This window comes from Shewanella sp. QJM3NY_23 (genome assembly GCF_056173105.1).
In genome coordinates this window covers 3739505-3758259 of the sequence record NZ_CM149657.1, presented here as the reverse complement: position 1 = coordinate 3758259, position 18755 = coordinate 3739505, and the positions used below count along the sequence as shown (strand labels likewise).

14 protein-coding genes are annotated in these 18755 nt (G+C 46.8%); 11 read left to right on the top strand and 3 right to left on the bottom strand.

What is annotated here, in order from left to right; all coding sequences use genetic code 11:
* Positions 1–528 precede the first annotated feature (528 nt).
* The 3 genes from AC0VXX_RS16585 to AC0VXX_RS16575 are packed head-to-tail and all read left to right on the top strand — an operon-like array spanning position 529 to position 6103.
* Positions 529–1911 (top strand): TolC family protein, encoded by a 1383-nt coding sequence (locus tag AC0VXX_RS16585; protein ID WP_475515169.1) that lies wholly within the window; start codon positions 529–531, stop codon positions 1909–1911.
* The gene (locus AC0VXX_RS16580) at positions 1908–2933 is read left to right on the top strand and encodes an efflux RND transporter periplasmic adaptor subunit (RefSeq protein WP_475515168.1); all 1026 of its coding nucleotides are present in this window, start codon (positions 1908–1910) and stop codon (positions 2931–2933) included. Before AC0VXX_RS16585 ends, AC0VXX_RS16580 begins: the two co-directional genes overlap by 4 nt.
* 11 nt (positions 2934–2944) lie before the next feature.
* Positions 2945–6103, top strand: coding sequence for an efflux RND transporter permease subunit (locus tag AC0VXX_RS16575; RefSeq protein WP_475515167.1), 3159 nt, complete (start codon positions 2945–2947; stop codon positions 6101–6103).
* An 84-nt stretch (positions 6104–6187) separates the two neighbouring features.
* On the opposite strand, the gene AC0VXX_RS16570 is transcribed toward AC0VXX_RS16575, so the two are convergent.
* The gene (locus tag AC0VXX_RS16570; RefSeq protein WP_475515166.1) at positions 6188–7714 is read right to left on the bottom strand and encodes a leucyl aminopeptidase; all 1527 of its coding nucleotides are present in this window, start codon (positions 7712–7714) and stop codon (positions 6188–6190) included.
* A gap of 554 nt (positions 7715–8268) precedes the next feature.
* On the opposite strand from AC0VXX_RS16570, the gene AC0VXX_RS16565 reads away from it, so the two are divergent.
* From AC0VXX_RS16565 to AC0VXX_RS16540, 6 genes are all read left to right on the top strand, one after another.
* Positions 8269–8658, top strand: coding sequence for a hypothetical protein (locus AC0VXX_RS16565; RefSeq protein WP_475515165.1), 390 nt, complete (start codon positions 8269–8271; stop codon positions 8656–8658).
* Positions 8659–9007: 349 nt separating this feature from the next.
* The gene (locus AC0VXX_RS16560; RefSeq protein WP_475515164.1) at positions 9008–11161 is read left to right on the top strand and encodes a protein-disulfide reductase DsbD family protein; all 2154 of its coding nucleotides are present in this window, start codon (positions 9008–9010) and stop codon (positions 11159–11161) included.
* Positions 11158–11682, top strand: a complete 525-nt coding sequence (locus AC0VXX_RS16555; RefSeq protein ID WP_475515163.1) for a protein disulfide oxidoreductase — start codon at positions 11158–11160, stop codon at positions 11680–11682. Before AC0VXX_RS16560 ends, AC0VXX_RS16555 begins: the two co-directional genes overlap by 4 nt.
* A gap of 510 nt (positions 11683–12192) precedes the next feature.
* A complete protein-coding gene (locus AC0VXX_RS16550) occupies positions 12193–13416 on the top strand; it encodes a tyrosine-type recombinase/integrase (RefSeq protein ID WP_475515162.1) in 1224 nt (407 codons plus the stop codon).
* A 187-nt stretch (positions 13417–13603) separates the two neighbouring features.
* The gene (locus AC0VXX_RS16545; protein WP_475515161.1) at positions 13604–13879 is read left to right on the top strand and encodes a helix-turn-helix domain-containing protein; all 276 of its coding nucleotides are present in this window, start codon (positions 13604–13606) and stop codon (positions 13877–13879) included.
* Positions 13879–15213, top strand: a complete 1335-nt coding sequence (locus AC0VXX_RS16540; RefSeq protein ID WP_475515160.1) for a type II toxin-antitoxin system HipA family toxin — start codon at positions 13879–13881, stop codon at positions 15211–15213. The genes AC0VXX_RS16545 and AC0VXX_RS16540 overlap by 1 nt, the downstream gene beginning before the upstream one ends.
* A gap of 34 nt (positions 15214–15247) precedes the next feature.
* On the opposite strand, the gene AC0VXX_RS16535 is transcribed toward AC0VXX_RS16540, so the two are convergent.
* Positions 15248–16114: a hypothetical protein gene (locus AC0VXX_RS16535; RefSeq protein WP_475515159.1), complete on the bottom strand. Its 867-nt coding sequence runs from the start codon at positions 16112–16114 to the stop codon at positions 15248–15250.
* A gap of 127 nt (positions 16115–16241) precedes the next feature.
* Positions 16242–17129: an IS982 family transposase gene (locus tag AC0VXX_RS16530; protein ID WP_475514308.1), complete on the bottom strand. Its 888-nt coding sequence runs from the start codon at positions 17127–17129 to the stop codon at positions 16242–16244.
* Positions 17130–17300: 171 nt separating this feature from the next.
* On the opposite strand from AC0VXX_RS16530, the gene AC0VXX_RS16525 reads away from it, so the two are divergent.
* Entirely contained in the window at positions 17301–17903 is a 603-nt protein-coding gene (locus AC0VXX_RS16525) for a tRNA-uridine aminocarboxypropyltransferase (protein ID WP_475515158.1), read from the top strand.
* A gap of 473 nt (positions 17904–18376) precedes the next feature.
* Positions 18377–18727, top strand: coding sequence for a hypothetical protein (locus tag AC0VXX_RS16520; RefSeq protein ID WP_475515157.1), 351 nt, complete (start codon positions 18377–18379; stop codon positions 18725–18727).
* Positions 18728–18755: the final 28 nt, after the last annotated feature.

Here is an 18755-nt window from a genome sequence, read left to right as displayed (position 1 = left end):
TACGACCTAATGTCTAGCTTATCGTGTTTTTTCCGAGCAATATTCAGTGCGTCCCCCGCCAAACTGGGGCGGATGTTGTTGATCGTGATTTTAGCGTTACAGTCAGTGGTATCAATGGCAGACGACTGCTCACTTGCTCATGAGTATTGCAGTGAAAGTGTTGAGCTGGCCACAGAGCATCCTTTGGCAACTGTAGATCTTTGTGATAAACAGTCCTCCGACCATATTGAAGGTGATTGCAGTGAATGTAGTAATAATTGTTGCTCATGCTGTTTGACCTTGATGCACCCTGCAACAGCCTTACAAGCTCTGACCACAAGTCCTGATAGCCATATTTTAACTTTTAATTTTACCTCCGTAGAATCCCCTTATTACGTTTTTATGCGTCCCCCTAAAGCCTTAATCGTTTAATCAAAATTTTATTCAGTGAGCGAGATTTTTAAAACTTGCTCGAGATCTGTTGCTCCTTTTGAAGGTTTAGCAGTTAACAGATCTAGTATTTTGTATTAAATCGAGGCTTATTCCCTGATGTTTTATAATACTTATAGCGCGAAAATTGCCATAAAAATCGGCATGTATTGTGCCTTACGCGGGTGCTATTGTACGTTAGCTCTTATCGCTCTGTTATCGGTAGGCTCCGCTTTTGCTGCGCCCAAAGAACAATCTAATATCTTGTCGTTAACCACGGTTATTGAACGGGTACAACAGCTACATCCTTCACTTAAGGTTTTTCAGCTTAGACATCAAGCACTAGATGGTACGGCGCAAACACAGGCACTAAGGCCAGGTTATGAGATTGGCTTTGATCTCGATAATGTGGCGGGTTCGGGTGAGTTTCAAGGTATCGATAGTGCAGAGTTAAGTGTGTCTTTATCATCAGTCATTGAACTGGGTGGCAAACTTGATGCCCGCAGTGGTGTTATCAATGAACAACGAATCGTAATTGAAGCTGAGCAAAAAATTGCCGCGCTCAATTTATTGGCCGAAGCGACCCGCCGTTATATTGATGTGTTGGCAGCACAGTCTCAACTAGAACTTGCTATTGATTCATTGGAGCTTGCAGAAGAAACTCAAGTGGTTGTGGCGAAGCGAGCGAAGGCAGGTGTCACACCTGATGCGGAAGTCAAGCGTGCGCAGGCTGCGGTGTTTAATGCCAAATTGGTTGCAGAAACGCAATTACTGCAACTTGATTATGCCAAGCTTACCCTAAGCATGATGTGGGGCGAGTCCGAGGTGAGCTTTAGTGCCCTTGCAGGGAGTTTGTTTGAGTTTACCGATGATGTGGCCTTAGCACCGTTATTTGAGAAGGTAAAATACAGTCCAGCGATCACAGCCTACCTAACTCAAGCGCAGCTCAAAGAAGCTGAACTGCGTTTTGCTAAAACTCAGTCGAGCACAGATATTAAGTGGTCGGTCGGGATTAAGCAGCTACAACAAACCAATGATATGGCATTAACTGCTGGGCTGAGTATGCAGCTGTTTAGCGGTGAGCGTAATAGCGGCGCGATACTGTCTGCCCAAGCTGCAAAAGATGAAGTGTTTGCTAACCGAGAGGTGGCCTTATTATCGCTTTATAGGCAGCTATATCGTGCTTATGCGAGTCGCCAACAAGCGATGATTATCGTCAATCGTTTGCAAGCCAGTGTTATTCCCACCTTAACCTTAGCACTTGAAGATACCAAAGTTGCCTATGAGCAAGGGCTTTATAGCTACCTTGATTATCTAACGGCTAGAGAAGAGCTGCTATTTGCACGCCGGGGTTTAATTGATGCTGCGGCTTCTGCGCTGCGTTACGGCGTTGATATTGAGCAGCTCATTGCAGAGCCATTACCAGCTTCTCAACACACCTTCTTTAATAACTTTTCAAAGATGACTGATGTATCAGATACAGCTAAAGGACACACAAAATGACTCTCCCTTTATTCAACAAACTCTCTTTGGTTCATATTACAGCCGTGGTTATTGCACTAATGGTTAGTTATGCAGTAAACGCTTCATCTGATCACAAGCATCAAGATGAACATAGCGTTGAGCAAGCCGTTCACTCAGATAAGCATGGCGATGCTGGTCATCACGATGATCATGGCAGTGAACATGAAGAAGAGCACGGCCATGACGAGCATGAAGAGGGGCAGGTGCATATTAGTGGTGAGCAAATTGTGGCATCGGGGATTATTACTCAATTAGCCCAAGCAGGCGATATCAAGCAAACACTGACGTTATATGGTCGCGCAGTGTTGCCGGAGTCTGCGATGAGCCAGGTTAAAGCGCGATTTGCAGGGCTTATTACCGCAGTTAATGTTGAGGTTGGTGAGCGAGTTAAGGCCGGGCAGGTGATTGCTGTGGTTGAATCAAACTCAAGCTTGAAACATTATTCAATTACCGCCCCTATCTCTGGTGTAGTGGCGAGTCGTAATGTCAATGCCGGTGAATTAGCAACTGATAATGTACTGTTAAGTATTATTGATGATAACCAACTATGGGCTGAGTATCAGGTATTTGCAGGCCAATTAAGTCAAGTCACTTTGGGACAAGCGTTAACGATTGCATCAGAGCACAATCAAGCGCCATCAACAATCCAATATCTTCTGAGTTCACCTAAGGCGCAGGTCTATAAACAGGCTCGCGCACCACTTGATAACGCCAAAGGCCAATGGACCGTGGGTGAATTACTGTCAGGCAAGGTCACCCTTAGCACTCAAGAGGTTGCCTTGGCTATCAATAATCGCGCCGTGCAAGTAATGGAGGGCGAGCAAGTTGTTTTCATTCGCAACCAAGCGGGGTTTGAAAAGCGAGTTGTCGAGTTAGGTCAAAGCGATAGCCAAATGAGTCAAGTGTTATCTGGGCTTGAAATGGGTGAGGAATACGCCGTTGATAACAGCTTTGTGTTGAAAGGCGACCTTGAAAAATCAAGCGCTGGACACGTGCACTAAAGGAGATGCAAATGATTGAATCAGTTTTGCGTCTCGCCATCGATAGACGCTGGATGATGATGTTCCTCGCCATGCTATTAGTAGCTGTTGGGTTGTGGAGTTATCAAAAATTATCCATTGATGCGGTGCCAGATATCACCAATGTGCAGGTGCAAATTAGCGCGCGCGCTGAGGGATATTCACCGTTAGAAACCGAGCAGCGGATCACTTACCCCATCGAAAATGCGTTGATGGGGATTCCGCAGCTGTCTTATACCCGCTCGTTATCGCGTTATGGGTTATCGCAGGTGACAGTGGTGTTTGATGAAGGCACCGATCTGTATTTTGCCCGTAACCTTATCAGTGAGCGTTTAAACGGCATTAAAGGTAAGTTACCGGCAGAGATTGAGCCTGAAATGGGCCCCATCTCTACCGGGTTGGGCGAAATCTTTATGTACACTATTGAAGCGCTACCTGATGCAAAGCAGGTTAATGGCAGTGATTATGATGCAACGGCGCTGAGGGAGATCCAGGATTGGATCATTAAACCGCAGTTAGCACAGGTTGTTGGTGTTACTGAAATTAATACTATCGGTGGCTTTGATAAGGAGTATCACATTACGCCAATACCAGTGAGAATGTTGGCTTACGGCATTTCATTTGCTGATATTAAATATGCGCTGCTAAACAGTAATAGTAACCGGGGTGCAGGCTATATCGAGCGTGATGGTCAGCAATTAACCGTTCGCTCTGCGGCGCAGTTAAAAACCATTAGCGATATTGAGCAGGTAGTGGTTAAGCATGTAGATAACGCGCCAGTCTTTATTGCTGATGTCGCCGAAGTTGGCATTGGTAAGGGGCTGAGAACGGGGGCTGCTACCCGTGATGGCAAAGAAACCGTATTGGGTAGTGCCATGATGTTGGTGGGCGAAAACTCGCGCCAGGTATCAGTTGCGGTTGCCGCTAAGCTTGAATATATCAAAGCTTCTTTGCCCGCTGGTATTAAGGTTGAGGCAGTATATGACCGCACCACCTTGGTCGATAAAGCCGTTTACACAGTGCAGAAAAACCTAGTTGAAGGCGCGCTATTAGTGATTGTGGTGCTATTTATTCTACTGGGTAATGCTAGAGCGGCGTTGATTACCGCCGCGGTGATTCCACTGGCCATGTTAGCGACCATGACGGGCATGGTGCAGGCTGGGGTGTCGGCTAACCTGATGAGCCTAGGTGCACTCGATTTTGGTCTGATAGTCGATGGCGCCGTGATTATTGTTGAAAATGCAATCCGTCGATTGGGTCAAGCACAAGTGCAAAATGGTGGCCATACACTGCCTCGTAAACAACGCTTGCAGCTTGTGTTTGAAGCCACCAATGAGGTGATTCGTCCAAGCCTATTTGGTGTGCTAATTATTACCGTAGTGTATATTCCGCTGTTTAGCTTAACGGGCGTCGAAGGCAGGATGTTCCACCCAATGGCGGCAACGGTTGTGATGGCATTACTGGCTGCATTGGTGTTGTCGTTAACGCTGGTGCCTGCTGCAATTGCCTTGTTTATGACTGGCAAGATCAGTGAGAAAGAGAGCCGCGCTATTATCGCAACTAAGTCTTTGTATAAACCATTGCTGCTGATGGCAATGAAGCTACGCTGGTTAGTGCTAAGTGCAGCAGTGGCCTTGGTGGCGTTTTCTATCTGGCTTGCCACAACTTTAGGCTCTGAGTTTATCCCTCAGCTCAATGAAGAAGATATCTTGCTGCAAGCTATCCGCATTCCGGGTACAGGGTTGCAACAGTCTGTGGATATGCAGATGCAGTTAGAGGAACGGATTAAACACTTCCCGCAGGTGTTAAATGTGTTCTCTAAGATTGGTACACCAGAGGTGGCTAACGATCCCATGCCGCCAAATATTGCTGATACCTTTATTATGCTTAAACCGCGTAATGAGTGGCCAAATCCAAAGATGAGCCATGACGCCTTAGCGGCCGATATTGTGGCTGCTGTATCAGGACAACCGGGTAATAACTTTGAACTCACACAGCCAATAGAGATGCGCTTCAATGAGCTAATTTCGGGGGTGCGTGCCGACCTAGGCATCAAAGTTGTGGGGGATGATCTTCAGCAATTACTGACATCGGCTAAGGCGATTCGTGAAGTGTTGGAGCGAATTGACGGCACAGCCGACTTACAAGTTGAGCAAGTAACAGGCCTCCCTGTGTTATCTATTCAACCAAATCGTCTCGCATTGGCGCGTTATGGCTTAACTGTAAACGAGCTGCAAGATTTTGTGGCGACCGCAATAGGTGGTGAAGAGGCTGGGCTTATTTTTGAAGGTGATCGCCGCTTTAAAATGGTCGTGCGTTTGCCCGAAACGATTCGTCAAGATGTTGAGCATTTGCATCAGCTGCCTATCGTATTGCCGTCCGGTGAATTCGTACCGTTATCTGAAGTCGCCACGTTAGAGGTTTCGCCGTCTCCAAATCAAATTGGTCGTGAGAACGGGAAGCGTCGTATCGTTGTCACTGCGAATGTGCGTGGCCGCGACTTAGGCACGTTTGTTAGTGAAGCCAAGCAGAAAATCAGTCAGCAGGTAACTATTCCTGCAGGTTATTGGCTAGAGTATGGTGGCACTTTTGAGCAGCTCGAGTCAGCAAGTCAGCGTTTATCCATTGTGGTGCCACTTACCTTGGCGCTGATTTTAGGGTTGTTGGTAATGGCTTTTAGATCGGTTAAAGATGCGCTAATTATCTTTACTGGTATTCCACTTGCGCTGACTGGCGGGGTGATTTCACTGTGGCTACGGGATATGCCGCTATCTATCTCTGCGGGGGTGGGGTTTATCGCACTATCGGGGGTGGCGGTGCTTAATGGCTTGGTGTTACTAAGCTTTATTCGCCAATTGTATCAAGAAAAAGGCGAGCTAATGCCTGCGATTATAGATGGCGCGCTAATTAGGCTAAGGCCAGTACTAATGACGGCGCTGGTGGCTGGCCTTGGCTTTGTGCCTATGGCGCTCAATATTGGTACTGGCGCTGAAGTGCAACGACCAATTGCAACGGTAGTGATTGGTGGGATTATCTCATCAACCATACTGACGCTGTTTGTGTTGCCTATCTTGTATCGCATGGGGTACCAGCGTAGTGAGCACACTCGTCACAATCAAGCGAACCCAACAAGGAGGAGTGACGGTGTGTAGTGCCAAAATAGTTCGATAAACAAAAGCCCTGCATTGCAGGGCTTTTTATGAGTGTTAGTCAGTGCTGATGCTACGAACTAAAGCTTATTGAGATTGATTCATGATCCAGTGACTTAATAGACGCACGCCGTGACCTGTGCCGCCCTCAGGCGTTATCCCTTCATCTTTTTCTGCCAAGGCGCTGCCTGCGATATCGAGGTGAGCCCAAGTGGTATCACCGCTGAACTGTTTTAAAAATACGGCCGCCGTCGATGCACCTGGGCCGCCATAACCGGCGTTTTTCAAATCGGCAATGGGGCTCTTTAAGAGATCTTCATAGGCCAATGGTAGTCGCCAGAGTTTTTCATCTACCGCATGTCCAGAGAAGGTCAATTCATCGACTAAGGTATCATCATCGCTAAAAATGGCGGTATAACGTTTACCTAGAGCCCGTACTTTTGAGCCAGTTAAGGTGGCAATATCGACCATGACTTGTGGTTCATAATGGTGACGGGCGTACCACATGCCATCGGCGAGAACTAATCTGCCCTCAGCATCGGTATTGAGTACTTCAACGCTTAAACCTTCGGCGGTTATCACGACATCACCCGGCGCAAAAGCGGTATCTGACACCATGTTGGCTGCCATTGCCATCACGCCGACCACATTGACATCAGCTTGCTGCAGGGCCATTGCTTTAATGGTACCCAATACGGTCGCTGCACCAGCCATATCCGATTTCATACGTGAGATAGAGTCGCCGGTGGCTTTTATGTTATAGCCACCAGAGTCGAAGGTGATCCCTTTGCCGACAAGGGCGATGGGGGTATCATCATTACCCGGCCAGTGAGCCACCACTAAACGTGCTCCCTCCTTCGAGCCACGACCCACCGCGTGCAAGGCGCCCATACCGAGCTGTTCAATCTGCTTGGGCTCTAAGATGGTGATCTTTACCCCGAGTTTTTTGAGTTCTTGGGCCGCGTTGGTAAAATCGACAGGTGTCATGGCACTGGGAACTTCTGAGGTGAGATCGCGAGCTAAAAAGACGCCTTTTTCAATGGCGGCAAGCTGTTGGTAGCGCTTGTCAGTGGCTGCGGGATTATCGACACTAATCTGGTAGTGCTTCTCGGCTGGCTTTTTCTCGGTTAGGTATTTATCAAATTGATAGGCGCGTAAGTTAATCCCGTGGGCCAGTTCTGCGGCGAAACTAACATTGCTGCTAGCATCGCTAAGCCCCGAGGTGAGAATAGATATCGCTTGGTTTTGGCTATCACCAAAGTAGGCCGTAATGCTAGCACCTAGCTTGTTAACATCACCAGGCGTCATGCCATTGTTGTCACCGATCCCCATGACGATGAGCCGTTGGATATCGAGTCCTTGTGGCATTAACACTTCCACGGTTTGTCCCATCTCTCCGCTGAAGTTTTTTAGCTGTAGTGCAGCTGAGATCCGTTGTTGAGATAATGCATCTAGGCGAGTTAAATCACTGGATGCGTGCTCACCCGTTTGAAATACCACCAAGGTATCTTGAGTTTCTGGCTGTGGCATAAAGTCGAACGTCTCTGCTTGTGCAGTTGTTCCCCATAAGCCAAGGGTCAGTGCGGTGGTGATCAGATTTTTTTTAGTTAACATAATATCCTCTAGCGCCAATCGAGCCCGATAGGTTGTTGTATTTTTTACTTGAGTTGGCGTGTGCTTAACTTGACAATTTTCTTATTATGGCCAGTAGCATGTAATGAAAAGATGTCACTGTAATTTAACAGAGGGGATAACTTTCATCATGAGTTGCCACATGGCGGGTAAGTTTACAAAATAAACATGAGTCGAAACTTAAGTTACCCCTAACCTGACTTGTTAATATGCTGTTTTTAATTTGAAATCTTAGATAACCAAGTGTCTGTGGTTGCTAGGCTATGTTACAGACCGCGTGAGCGCAATGTATGCGGCGTTATCTTGCCATGTGCAACTATAGAGTCATTAGCGGGCAACTAAGCCCACTGGCAAAATAATTTGAATGGGGTCGAACTATTGCTACACTCCGGCGGTCATATCCATCACTATATTGAAACCAACCCGTTTTACCTGCACTATCAAACACAACAAAACGTTTATGTGCGTTATTAACCCCAAGAGAGATTGCTATTTTTAAGTTAGCGACTAAGCAAACAGGTAGTTTATGGGGCACAATGGTCTTTACCATTTTGACCCTGCTCTGTTTGACCCAAAATAGTGGAATGCTTAACTTGCTGCTCAAAGAGATGAGCGCGCAAACCGATTCGGCTACAGCGGTGACAAGCGTTAATTCTGTTGCAAGCAGCACGCTTACGCTTGGTAATATCGATGGCCCGTCATCGGCTACAGCGTCTGGCACGGCTCAGGTAAAGCCATGTGAGTTGTCGGAAAAGTCGATGCGTCTCGGTAGCGATAGCAACGATCTGACCCCGTTATTGATCTTACTGTGTTTACTGCCTCTTTTTCCCCTGACTTCTCGCGTGTTTACGCGTTTACCTCTACTTCAGGTTTACCAGGCTAAACCTCGGCGAATACATCTCACTTTTTGTCGTTTTCAAGAATGAAAACAACTTATTTATCATATTGATAGGTGAGTATGTGTCGATGTGTCAGTTGTCACTCCCTTTCGCGTTATTACCCGAGATTGAGTCATTGCAGCATCCCCTAATTAGCACTCCTCCTATCTGACTTTTTGATACCGATCTTCTATCGCATCGCTGAATGCTAAGTCATATCGACGTGTAGCTCGTAGCGTAAGCCCGAGTATAGAAGTGACCTAATGCTAAGTATTACTGCTGTATCACCTAAATGAGCTGAATCGAGAATATCAGAGTGATTAGCCGTTATGCTGACCAAAGAGATTAAATATATGTTATTGAATAATAATTATTTTATTCACAATCAGGGGACGAAATGAGTCATTTAAAATCCCTATTAACGACCTGCTGGATATTCGTTTTATTGTTAGCGAGTCCATCGTTGCTCGCGGCGTCAACCGGATGGTTAGTTAATGATAATCATCCGCCCGCCAAGGTACGTTTGATGCTGACTGGTAAGGTGGATGTTAGCACTCGTACCTTACCAGCCGTGTTAGAAGTACAGCTGGATGGCGATTGGAAAACCTACTGGCGTAGCCCTGGAGAGGGAGGGATCGCGCCCTCTATCAAGTGGGATAATTCGAGCAATTTACAACAGGTGGATTGGGCATGGCCAGCGCCCGAGCAGTTTTCGTTATTAGGGCTGCAAACCTTCGGCTATAGCGGCAATACCACGTTTCCGCTAACCCTGAACTTGGCAGAACTTGCAGAGCCCACGGCCCTGCGCGGTAAAGTGACGCTGTCGACTTGTACCACCATCTGCGTGCTGACGGATTATCACATTAGCCTAGATTTTAACGCTAATAACTTACCAGCAGACACGGATGCCATGCTTGCTTACAACAAGGCGGTGTCACTGGTACCGCAAAAGGTGGTCACGCCAGCAGCCATGACATTGGGGTGGGATGAAAGGCAAGGCATACTCGAAGTGCGACTGAGCGATGTTCACTGGCAACAGCCGATGGTGATTATCGATGGCGAGCCAGATACCACATTTAAGCTGGTAAGCCTTAAGCGCGCAGAGAGTGATGCAGGCGGTGAGCAACTGGTTGCGCTGTTCAGTGGCACGAGCTGGCTTGGTGAGCCAGCCCTGTTGGGGCAATCGCTTAACGTCACGGTTGTCGATAGTGAGCGTGCGCTGGAATATGCTGCCAAGGTCACCCCCACAGTTGTAATGCAGGAGGGAGGCTCACTGTTTAACATGATCCTGCTAGCGCTTATCGGGGGATTGATCTTAAACGTCATGCCCTGCGTGTTGCCTGTATTGGGGATGAAGTTGAGCTCTGTGATTGCGGCACCTGAGCTGAAACGCAAACAAATTCGACAACAGTTTATCGCCTCAGCACTGGGCATTTTAGTCTCTTTCTGGTTATTGGCAGGTTTTATCTTAATGCTTAAGTTTACTGGCCAAGCCATTGGTTGGGGGGTGCAGTTCCAAAATCCTTGGTTTATCGGCTTCATGGCGCTGGTGACCACTGTCTTTGCCTTTAATATGTTAGGTGTATTTGAGATCGCCTTACCTGCGAGTGTACAAACCAAGTTGGCGACAACCGGTGGCAATGATAATCGAGGCCACTTTTTACAGGGCATGTTTGCCACTTTACTTGCAACTCCGTGCAGTGCGCCTTTCTTAGGAACCGTAGTGGCCTTTGCCTTAGGCGCCGATGTGCTGAGTTTGTTGGTCATCTTTACTGCATTGGCTGTGGGCATGGCATTGCCTTGGTTGATCGTGGCGGCGTTTCCGCAAGTGGCAACCTACCTCCCAAAACCCGGTCGCTGGATGAATACGGTAAAGATCCTGTTCTCAGGCATGCTACTGCTGACCAGTTTATGGCTGATTAGTCTATTAGCTAATTTTATCGATGCCTTGTATCTGTGGCCGCTAGCCGGTCTTATCACACTGACATTTATGCTGTTTATGGCTAAAAAATATGGCGCTATTGCCATTGTTAGCTGTTTCAGTGTCGGCATCATGTTGTCGGCGCTACTAGGCTTTATGACAGTAAATCAGTGGGCTAAGCCTTTGCCAGCAGATTTAGCATGGACACCGCTGGATCAACAGGTGATCGATCAACTGGTCGCCCAAGGTAGGACAGTCTTTGTCGATGTGACCGCAGATTGGTGCATCACCTGCAAGGCCAATAAGATTGGCGTGATCTTACAAGACCCGGTTTACAGCAAATTGCAACAGCCGCATATGCTACCGATGCAAGGCGATTGGACGGAGGCGTCAGCGCCAATTACTCGTTATCTTCAGCGTCATAACCGTTTTGGGGTGCCATTTAACATGGTATATGGCCCTGGTGCGCCACAAGGAATTGAATTACCAGAGATTCTAACGAGTGACTTAGTGATCGAGGCAATCGATAAGGCGTCCATGTTACCCAGATTATCCGCAGATGCTCAACCCAAGGTAGTTCAAGACAAATTAGAGCTCAGCTTAGCGAAAATACCAAGGAGTAACATATGACTAGCGAACAGTCATCCACCCCATTGTTTAAGCGATTATGGGGTGGAGTTAAGACAATTGCACTCTGGTTAGTGTTAGCCATGGTGTTAACTGGTGTCATGGATATGTGGCGTGGTAAAGATATTCCACGGGATAATTTACCAGAACTCAAGGGGATAACCCTAGCAGGGCAGGCGGTGGATATTGCGACGCTAAGCCAAGAGCAAGCGGTACTGGTTTACTTTTGGGGCACTTGGTGCCCCGTATGTAACTTTGTCAGTCCGGCGGTCAATCAAATGTCGGCTTATTTTCCTGTGGTAACGGTGGCCATGAACTCGGGTGAAGATGATAAGTTAGCAAAATATCTTCAACATCAAGAATATGGATTCGACACCATTAACGACAAGGATAATAGCATCGCCCGTACCTGGTCGTTGCAGGCCACCCCCACACTGATGGTATTTAAAGAGGGGGAGCTGAAATATTACACCACAGGCTTTACCAGTCTGCCCGGTATGTGGTGGCGCATGCTCTTAGCCTAACCATAGCTGTTTGCCGCTGGCAAAGCGCTCAAGGCATTGATACGTCTTTCGTTAAGGTGATATTGACTTGAGCGTGCTAGCGACAAACAGCATCACTTCATCGCGGTAAGCACGGCTGCTTCGTAAAATAAACAGATAGATAGCGCCATTATGTAGAGAGTCGAGGGCAACTCTTGTGACGTGATCTCAGCGGTGGGAGTTACCGATTAGAGCGTGTAAGGGGACAATTATGTGCAATAGATAGCAAAACGGGCTTCCCATTTCTGGAAAACCCGTTCTGATACAGCTGGTTAAGAATTACTTCTTAGTTCATGCCGTAGATCGCACTTTGCTGTTTTCAGTGGTTTTGGTAGGTATCTGTTTGTCATAAGTTTTTCTTAGTTATCAACAGTTAAGGGGGTTTTGCTGTCTTCATTGGTATTGGTTGGTTTCGGTCGCTATGGTTAGATGGGGGTACATATGGGGGTACATGGAATTTCGCCATTTACCCGATAAAATGAGCCTAAAATTATGCTGTATGAAACCACATTGCGCGCCTTAAATGGCAAGCCTCAACCTCAAATGAAAGAGTTAACCGATGGCAAAGGGCTCGGGGTGCGAGTCTCTAAACTGGGCAAAGTAAGCTTCCAGTTTCGCTATAAAATCTATGGTAAAAATAAACGTATGGATCTAGGTGGATATCCCGAACTGTCGCTCAGGCAGGCAAGGGATATCGTTGATGAGTGTCGCTCATGGCTTGCAGAAGGGCATGATCCTAAATTAAAGCGCAGCATGAGCAGGGAGAAGACCCTAGCGCCTGTGACCGTTCAGCAGGCTTTAGAGTATTGGATTGATAACTACGCTAGAGATAATCGCATCCACGTCGATAAAACAATCACTCAATTTCAGCGTCATATCTATCCCGCTATTGGCCACTTCCCGTTAGAGCAAACCGAAACGAGGCACTGGATAGAATGTTTTGACCGCATTCGGCGTGGAATAAAAGGTAAACGAAAGCCTGCACCCGTCGCAGCAGGGCAAATACTGCAAAATGCCAAGCAAGCCTTAAGATTTTGTCGCGTTAGACGCTACGCTATCAGTCGCGAGCTTGATGACTTAATTGCCTCTGACGTTGGTCAAAAACAAAGGCAGAAAGATAGGGTGTTGTCTGATGTTGAGGTATACGACTTAATTCACTCAATCCAAAAGCGTGAAGGCGCTTTTTATATGCGTTACCTGTGCCAGCTATTGCTGGTGTTTGGTGCGAGAACCCAAGAGTTGCGCCTATCAAGGTTTGACGAGTGGGATTTAGAGCGTGACCTATGGACAGTGCCTAAAGCCCATAGCAAAACTAACAAAATTATTATTAGGCCTATCCCCGCCAAAGTGAAGCCGATCATTGCGTTTTTGTATAAACGCCATGGTGACTCGGGCTATCTATTGGGTACCTTAAAGAGTGGTGAAACGGTGAGCTGTTCTGGTGGATTACTGTATAAGCGATTAAAGCATAAAGAGTCGTGGTCGCTCCATGATTTACGTCGAACCTTCACCACTAAGCTCAATGATCTTGGGGTCGCCCCTTACGTCGTTGAGCAACTATTAGGGCATTCGTTAGGTGGTGTGATGGCTATCTATAATCGCAGCCAGTACCTGCCAGAAAAGCTCGCTGCATTAAATATGTGGTGTGAGTGGCTAGATAGGTTAGCAAACCCAATTGATAACGTCGTGCTTATCAACTCCGCTAGGGCTGGTTAGTCCAAAAGTGAATGTTACATGTTCAAGATTCTTACCTGCTATAGCGTGTAAATTTCTTTTAACGGCTATAGCGTGTAAAGTCGATTTTAACGGTTATAGCGTGTAAATATTGATTTACCTGTTATAGCGTGTAAATTAATAGGTGATCTTGGTCATTGATTGAAAGGCACTATATGAAGGGCAGCGTATGAAAGTGACGACTACAAAACAGTTAAGCAATTATCTAAAAGATACGCGTTTATCGATGAAGCTTTCACAAAGCAAAGTGGCTAGCAAAGTGGGTATAAGGCAAGACACAGTGTCGAGCTTTGAGCATAATCCAGATTCGACAAAGCTTGAAACGCTGTTTAAGCTACTGTCATCACTCAACCTCGAATTAGAGGTTAAGCCCAGAGCGTCCCAAGCCGACCCATCTGATCCTAGCACCTTATCAAGCCATAAAGATTGGCAAGAGGATTGGTGATGGCGATATTAGACGTTTATATGAACGGTTATCGGGTGGGGGAGTTTACTAAGACATCCACGGGTGCCCATCACTTTAAGTATGATGAGGAGTGGCTGAGCTTAGCTGGAAGTCGTCCCATATCGCTGTCTATGCCGCTGCGTCATCAAGCCTATAAAGGTGATGAGGTATATAACTTTTTTGATAACTTGCTTCCCGATAATCCCGATGTGCGTAACCGAATCGTTGCTCGTCATAAGGCGGCTTCATCACAGCCTTTTGACTTATTGGCTAAAATTGGTCAGGACAGTGTAGGTGCGCTGCAATTAGTCTCTCATGGGCAAGCGCCCCATAACATTAAGCAGATTGACTATAAGCCGCTTTCAGATGCAGCCCTAGAACAGGTATTGAAAGGCTATATGTCGGGTATTCCGTTAGGTATGCTACGGGAGCAAGATGACTTTAGGATCTCAATAGCGGGGGCACAGGAAAAAACCGCACTGCTAAATGCTAACGGACAATGGCGCTTGCCTATTCACGCCACACCAACCACACATATCATTAAGCTGCCTATAGGCACCATAAAGAGCCATTCATACACTATCGATATGTCAGATAGCGTGGAAAACGAATATCTGTGTATGAAGGTCGCAGAGGCGTTTGGCCTAGTGGTGGCACAATGCCACATCCTGCATGTTGGGGATATTAAGGCGCTCGTAGTTGAACGGTTTGATAGGCGCTATGCCCAAGATGCCAGCTGGATCATGCGTCTGCCTCAAGAGGATTTTTGTCAGGTACTCAATGTGCCACCAGCCAAGAAGTATGAGAGCGATGGTGGCCCAGATATTCAGGCCATCATGACTGAACTATTGGGTTCAACCAATCCTGAGCGTGACCGATACGACTTCATGAAAGCTCAAGTGCTGTTTTGGTTATTGGGCGCTATAGATGGACACGCTAAAAACTTCTCAATCTTTATTGAGGCTGGTGGCGGTTATCGTCTAACGCCTCTGTATGACATTTTATCCATCTATCCCGCCATTGGTGGCCAAGGGCTCAATATACGCGATGCTAAGCTCGCCATGTCGCTAAAAGCCAGCAAGGGTAAAAAGGCTCAGCTGGATAAAATATTCCCAAGGCATTTTATTCAAACGGCCAAAGCCGTTGGTTTTGATACAGACGCCATGGCCAACATCATGATAGAGATGGCAGACATGCTTGATGTTGTCATTATGAAGGTCAAAGCAGAGCTTCCTGAAGGCTTCCCTGCTCACATTCGAGACGCGATATTCGATGGCTTAAAATCACGCGGAGCACGTTTGACCCTTGACAATATTTGGCAGGCTTGCGGTTAAGCTAAACGCTGCGCGCCAGCTTAGTCACTAACACCTAGTAAACGATGCCATATTGCTCCGATGCGCAGCCATAGCAAACAATGGCATCGGTATCGAAATCAACAAATGACGCTAAATCCATTGCGTCGCCATCATTGCAGCTTACTTTGCAGTGGTAACAAGGGGCGGGGTATCGTTGCTCAGCTTCAAGCTTAAGCCTTAATGCATTCACTTCATCGAGTGTTGCACTCAGCGGCAGGGTGTCGATCATTTCATCGCAGGGGAAGGGGGTATGCGGGTGTGGCCAATCGGTAGATGAGATATAGAACTCGATTTGCTCTTCACCTTTAAACACGCTCACAACGTCACCATAGCGAGATATACGATCGACTAAGCGAGTATCAAAGGATTGCTTAAAAGTCGCTGAGCATGGCTGGTGGGCGCTCTGCTTATCGCTATTGGTATGATTAGCAGTGCTAGCGCAAGTATCACTATTGCAAAGCTCGGCGGATACTAACTGCTTACAGTTACGACAAATCATAAATAGTTGCGACTCATCGAGGCGACGATAGATCGCATTAAAGGTGTTCCCTAGGAGGTTTAAGTTAGGATTGAGCTTGGTGTGAATGGTCTTGCTATCACAGCCCGTCGCGCTGTGGATATGCGCGGTTAGCGTAAATCGCTCTGGTAGTAACTCGATCGAGTAGAGCACTTGCTCGGTGATAGGTCGATTAATACTGTCAATGAGGGTCGGCTCTTGCCGCTCATGTGGACAATAGTCATAGATAGCATTTGGCTTAAAGACATGTGTTTTATGGCGTAGCACTGATGATAAGCGCGTGATTAACGCCTCATCGCCACTTACGCTAATGGCGTTTTGCGCGAGCAGCGAGCGTACCGTTGGGATTAAATCGGCCTTCATACACGTTATCCTTAAAGTGGTGAATTCACCGTTATTATCGTCAAAGTCATTGTTAACAAAGTCATTTGCCACCTTCATAGTACCGACTCAAATAGTTGTAAACATTATTATTTAACCTCAGATCGGTTTAACGTAACACTGAAATCACGTTGAATTCTGCTGATGTAATATTGAGTTGTGGCTTATTCTCTTTGAGTTGATAAGCCACTAAACCACCTATCACATTAAGCATGAAACCATGTACGCTGCGGTGCCGTGTATGCTCTATTTGTGAGATGTTTTTTAGCTGGTCATTGATTGTTTCGATAATAAATCGTCTAGAAAGCATGGCTCTATCCCATAATGATAAAGCCTTTGCTTTCATATTTTTACGCACGTTATTAACGATAGTTACCCCACGTTCTAATAGGTCGCCTGCTAACGCTTTGCCGATATACCCCTTATCAGCATAGAGTTTATCCATTGATTCAACGACCATATCTTTTACGGGTTTCGTGTCATGAACATTCGCAGGTGTTATTTTGGCTGCAACGATGCCACCTCGATGGTTCACAATAAGATGAAGTTTAAAACCATAGAACCAGCCCATCGTGCCTTTTCCTCGGCTGGCGAGACCTGCTAGCGTTTTATGCCTTGGAATTCGTAAATTATGACAAACCTTAATGCTCGTTGAGTCAACGAACTCGATGCCTGTCGGTTCGCTTTTTAAAGAGGAAAAATAACTGCACATTGGAATGACTGCACTCGGCATGACTTCAAGAAATCGAGTGTAGCTGAGTAAGTTTGGAAAATCAGATTTGTAGAAACGAGCCAGATATCCTGTGTAAAAATTCTTGAAGTCACGATGATTAGACATATGGAAGGCGATGATAATTGTCATAATTTCACTCATCGTCATTCTGCCTGCGCGCTTACGCTTGCGAGTTCCATCGGTTAGGCACTGTTGTTCCCATTGAGGAATAAAAGCATTACAAAAATCATCGACATCACAAAATACATCCACTAAATTATTCATATGCCCTCTGCGTGATTGATTAATCTTGGTCGAGAGATCTGATCACAAAGAGGGCTATTAGTTCAATTTCTTATCCCGAGTTCAGGTTAATTATAGAACCTGCTAAAGGCGCGTTTTGAGCGTGGGTTTGGTAAACTTAGCGTTTGTGTGATGACTGAAATAGAGCCTGTTGTGAGTCGAGCCCTTTGTGAGCAATGCCAATACCCGCTAAATGCCTGCCTGTGCGCCTATATTAGGCCCATGTCGACTGAGCTTGAGCTCATAGTGCTGCAAGATCCCAGCGAAGTTAAGCATGCTAAAAATAGCGTTAAGTTAATGAAAGCCGTGCTTCAGCCGCTGCGTGTCGAGGTGGGGGAAACACCAAGTGATTTTGCCGCGCTTAAGGCCTATCTCGACAGTGTGGATAAGCCGATATATTTACTCTATCCCTCAGAGCATAGCCAAAGCATTACTCAGCAGAGAATTGCATCCGATGCTGTGCTGTTGTTGCTCGATGGCACCTGGCGTAAAGCCTATAAGTTATTGCAGCTCAACCCTTGGTTGCAACAGTACCCGGCGCTGCATCTGGGGCTTGATTCGCCCTCCCATTACACTATTCGAAAAGCTAAGCGTGACGACAGCTTATCGACTTTAGAAGCGGCGGCACTGGCCATAAAAGCAGTGACGCCTCATGTTGATGTTTCCCCCCTTAGCGATGCATTGGCGGCATTAGTTGAGCAGCGTCTCAATGCCATGCCAGTGGCCGTGAGGGCGCGTTATGGTCAAAATGACTAATTGACCTAAAAATGTGTGATCTATCGCCGTGGCTACGCTAACAATTTAGCACTGGGTCACGATAACAGGATTGGAACTGATGTTTAATGATGCCATCACTTGTGTGCAAGTGGTGAGATAGTTGTGTCAGTCATTGTCCATGCAGGGAGGCAGTGACTGACACGGCTGTCGGTTTCTTATTGCGCCCTGTATTTATCCCCTTAGAGCAAGCGGCGAGCATGGCTTTATTGCCGGTATTGCCCACCCCTTGCTTTATAAAGTGGCCTGGTTGCCATGACTCGATTTACATTTGCTCTCTTCTCGCATACTCAACGCCTAAAATAAGCCGCTATCATCACGAGCAAGCAGCAGGTAATATCAGCATGCCATACTGCAAGTCAGTGATTTATCCTTGGCTAAATGGGCGCTTGGTAAACACTGGGATACATAGTATTGATACTCATCGTTTATCACACATAGGATTTGAGGAAAAAATGATGTTTCGTAAACCGCATTGCATCACATCGATATTCATCGGCTGCGCTTTGCTGTGCAGTGGCGCCGTAGTGGCCAAAGATGACCCTAGCCAAAATGAAAAAACCGCAACGACCGAGGCGCTATCGCGACAAACCGAGCAAGATCAATTAGCCAAGGCGCGCCAAGCGGCGAGCGAGACCGAGCAGCGTCAGCAAGAGGTATTGCAGCGCCAAGAAGCAGGCGAATGGCAAGCAGAGCAACGGGCTAAGGCGCAAGCCGACTTTAATCAGCGCGAAACCCGTGAACAAAAATATTTACGTGAAGCGGCCGAAGCGGCGGCAAAAACGCGTAAAATCCCGCAACCTTAGGATGAATTCGCATACCTAGTGTGCAAAT

Excerpts from the sequence above, each read along its gene's own strand:
- AC0VXX_RS16545 (WP_475515161.1), top strand. The coding sequence starts at position 13,604 with ATGAAAGTGACGACTACAAAACAGTTAAGCAATTATCTAAAAGATACG.
- AC0VXX_RS16570 (WP_475515166.1), bottom strand. The coding sequence starts at position 7,714 with ATGTTAACTAAAAAAAATCTGATCACCACCGCACTGACCCTTGGCTTA.
- AC0VXX_RS16560 (WP_475515164.1), top strand. The coding sequence starts at position 9,008 with ATGAGTCATTTAAAATCCCTATTAACGACCTGCTGGATATTCGTTTTA.
- AC0VXX_RS16575 (WP_475515167.1), top strand. The coding sequence starts at position 2,945 with ATGATTGAATCAGTTTTGCGTCTCGCCATCGATAGACGCTGGATGATG.
- AC0VXX_RS16535 (WP_475515159.1), bottom strand. The coding sequence starts at position 16,114 with ATGAAGGCCGATTTAATCCCAACGGTACGCTCGCTGCTCGCGCAAAAC.
- AC0VXX_RS16585 (WP_475515169.1), top strand. The coding sequence starts at position 529 with ATGTTTTATAATACTTATAGCGCGAAAATTGCCATAAAAATCGGCATG.
- AC0VXX_RS16580 (WP_475515168.1), top strand. The coding sequence starts at position 1,908 with ATGACTCTCCCTTTATTCAACAAACTCTCTTTGGTTCATATTACAGCC.
- AC0VXX_RS16565 (WP_475515165.1), top strand. The coding sequence starts at position 8,269 with ATGGTCTTTACCATTTTGACCCTGCTCTGTTTGACCCAAAATAGTGGA.
- AC0VXX_RS16550 (WP_475515162.1), top strand. The coding sequence starts at position 12,193 with ATGCTGTATGAAACCACATTGCGCGCCTTAAATGGCAAGCCTCAACCT.
- AC0VXX_RS16520 (WP_475515157.1), top strand. The coding sequence starts at position 18,377 with ATGATGTTTCGTAAACCGCATTGCATCACATCGATATTCATCGGCTGC.
- AC0VXX_RS16555 (WP_475515163.1), top strand. The coding sequence starts at position 11,158 with ATGACTAGCGAACAGTCATCCACCCCATTGTTTAAGCGATTATGGGGT.
- AC0VXX_RS16530 (WP_475514308.1), bottom strand. The coding sequence starts at position 17,129 with ATGAATAATTTAGTGGATGTATTTTGTGATGTCGATGATTTTTGTAAT.
- AC0VXX_RS16540 (WP_475515160.1), top strand. The coding sequence starts at position 13,879 with ATGGCGATATTAGACGTTTATATGAACGGTTATCGGGTGGGGGAGTTT.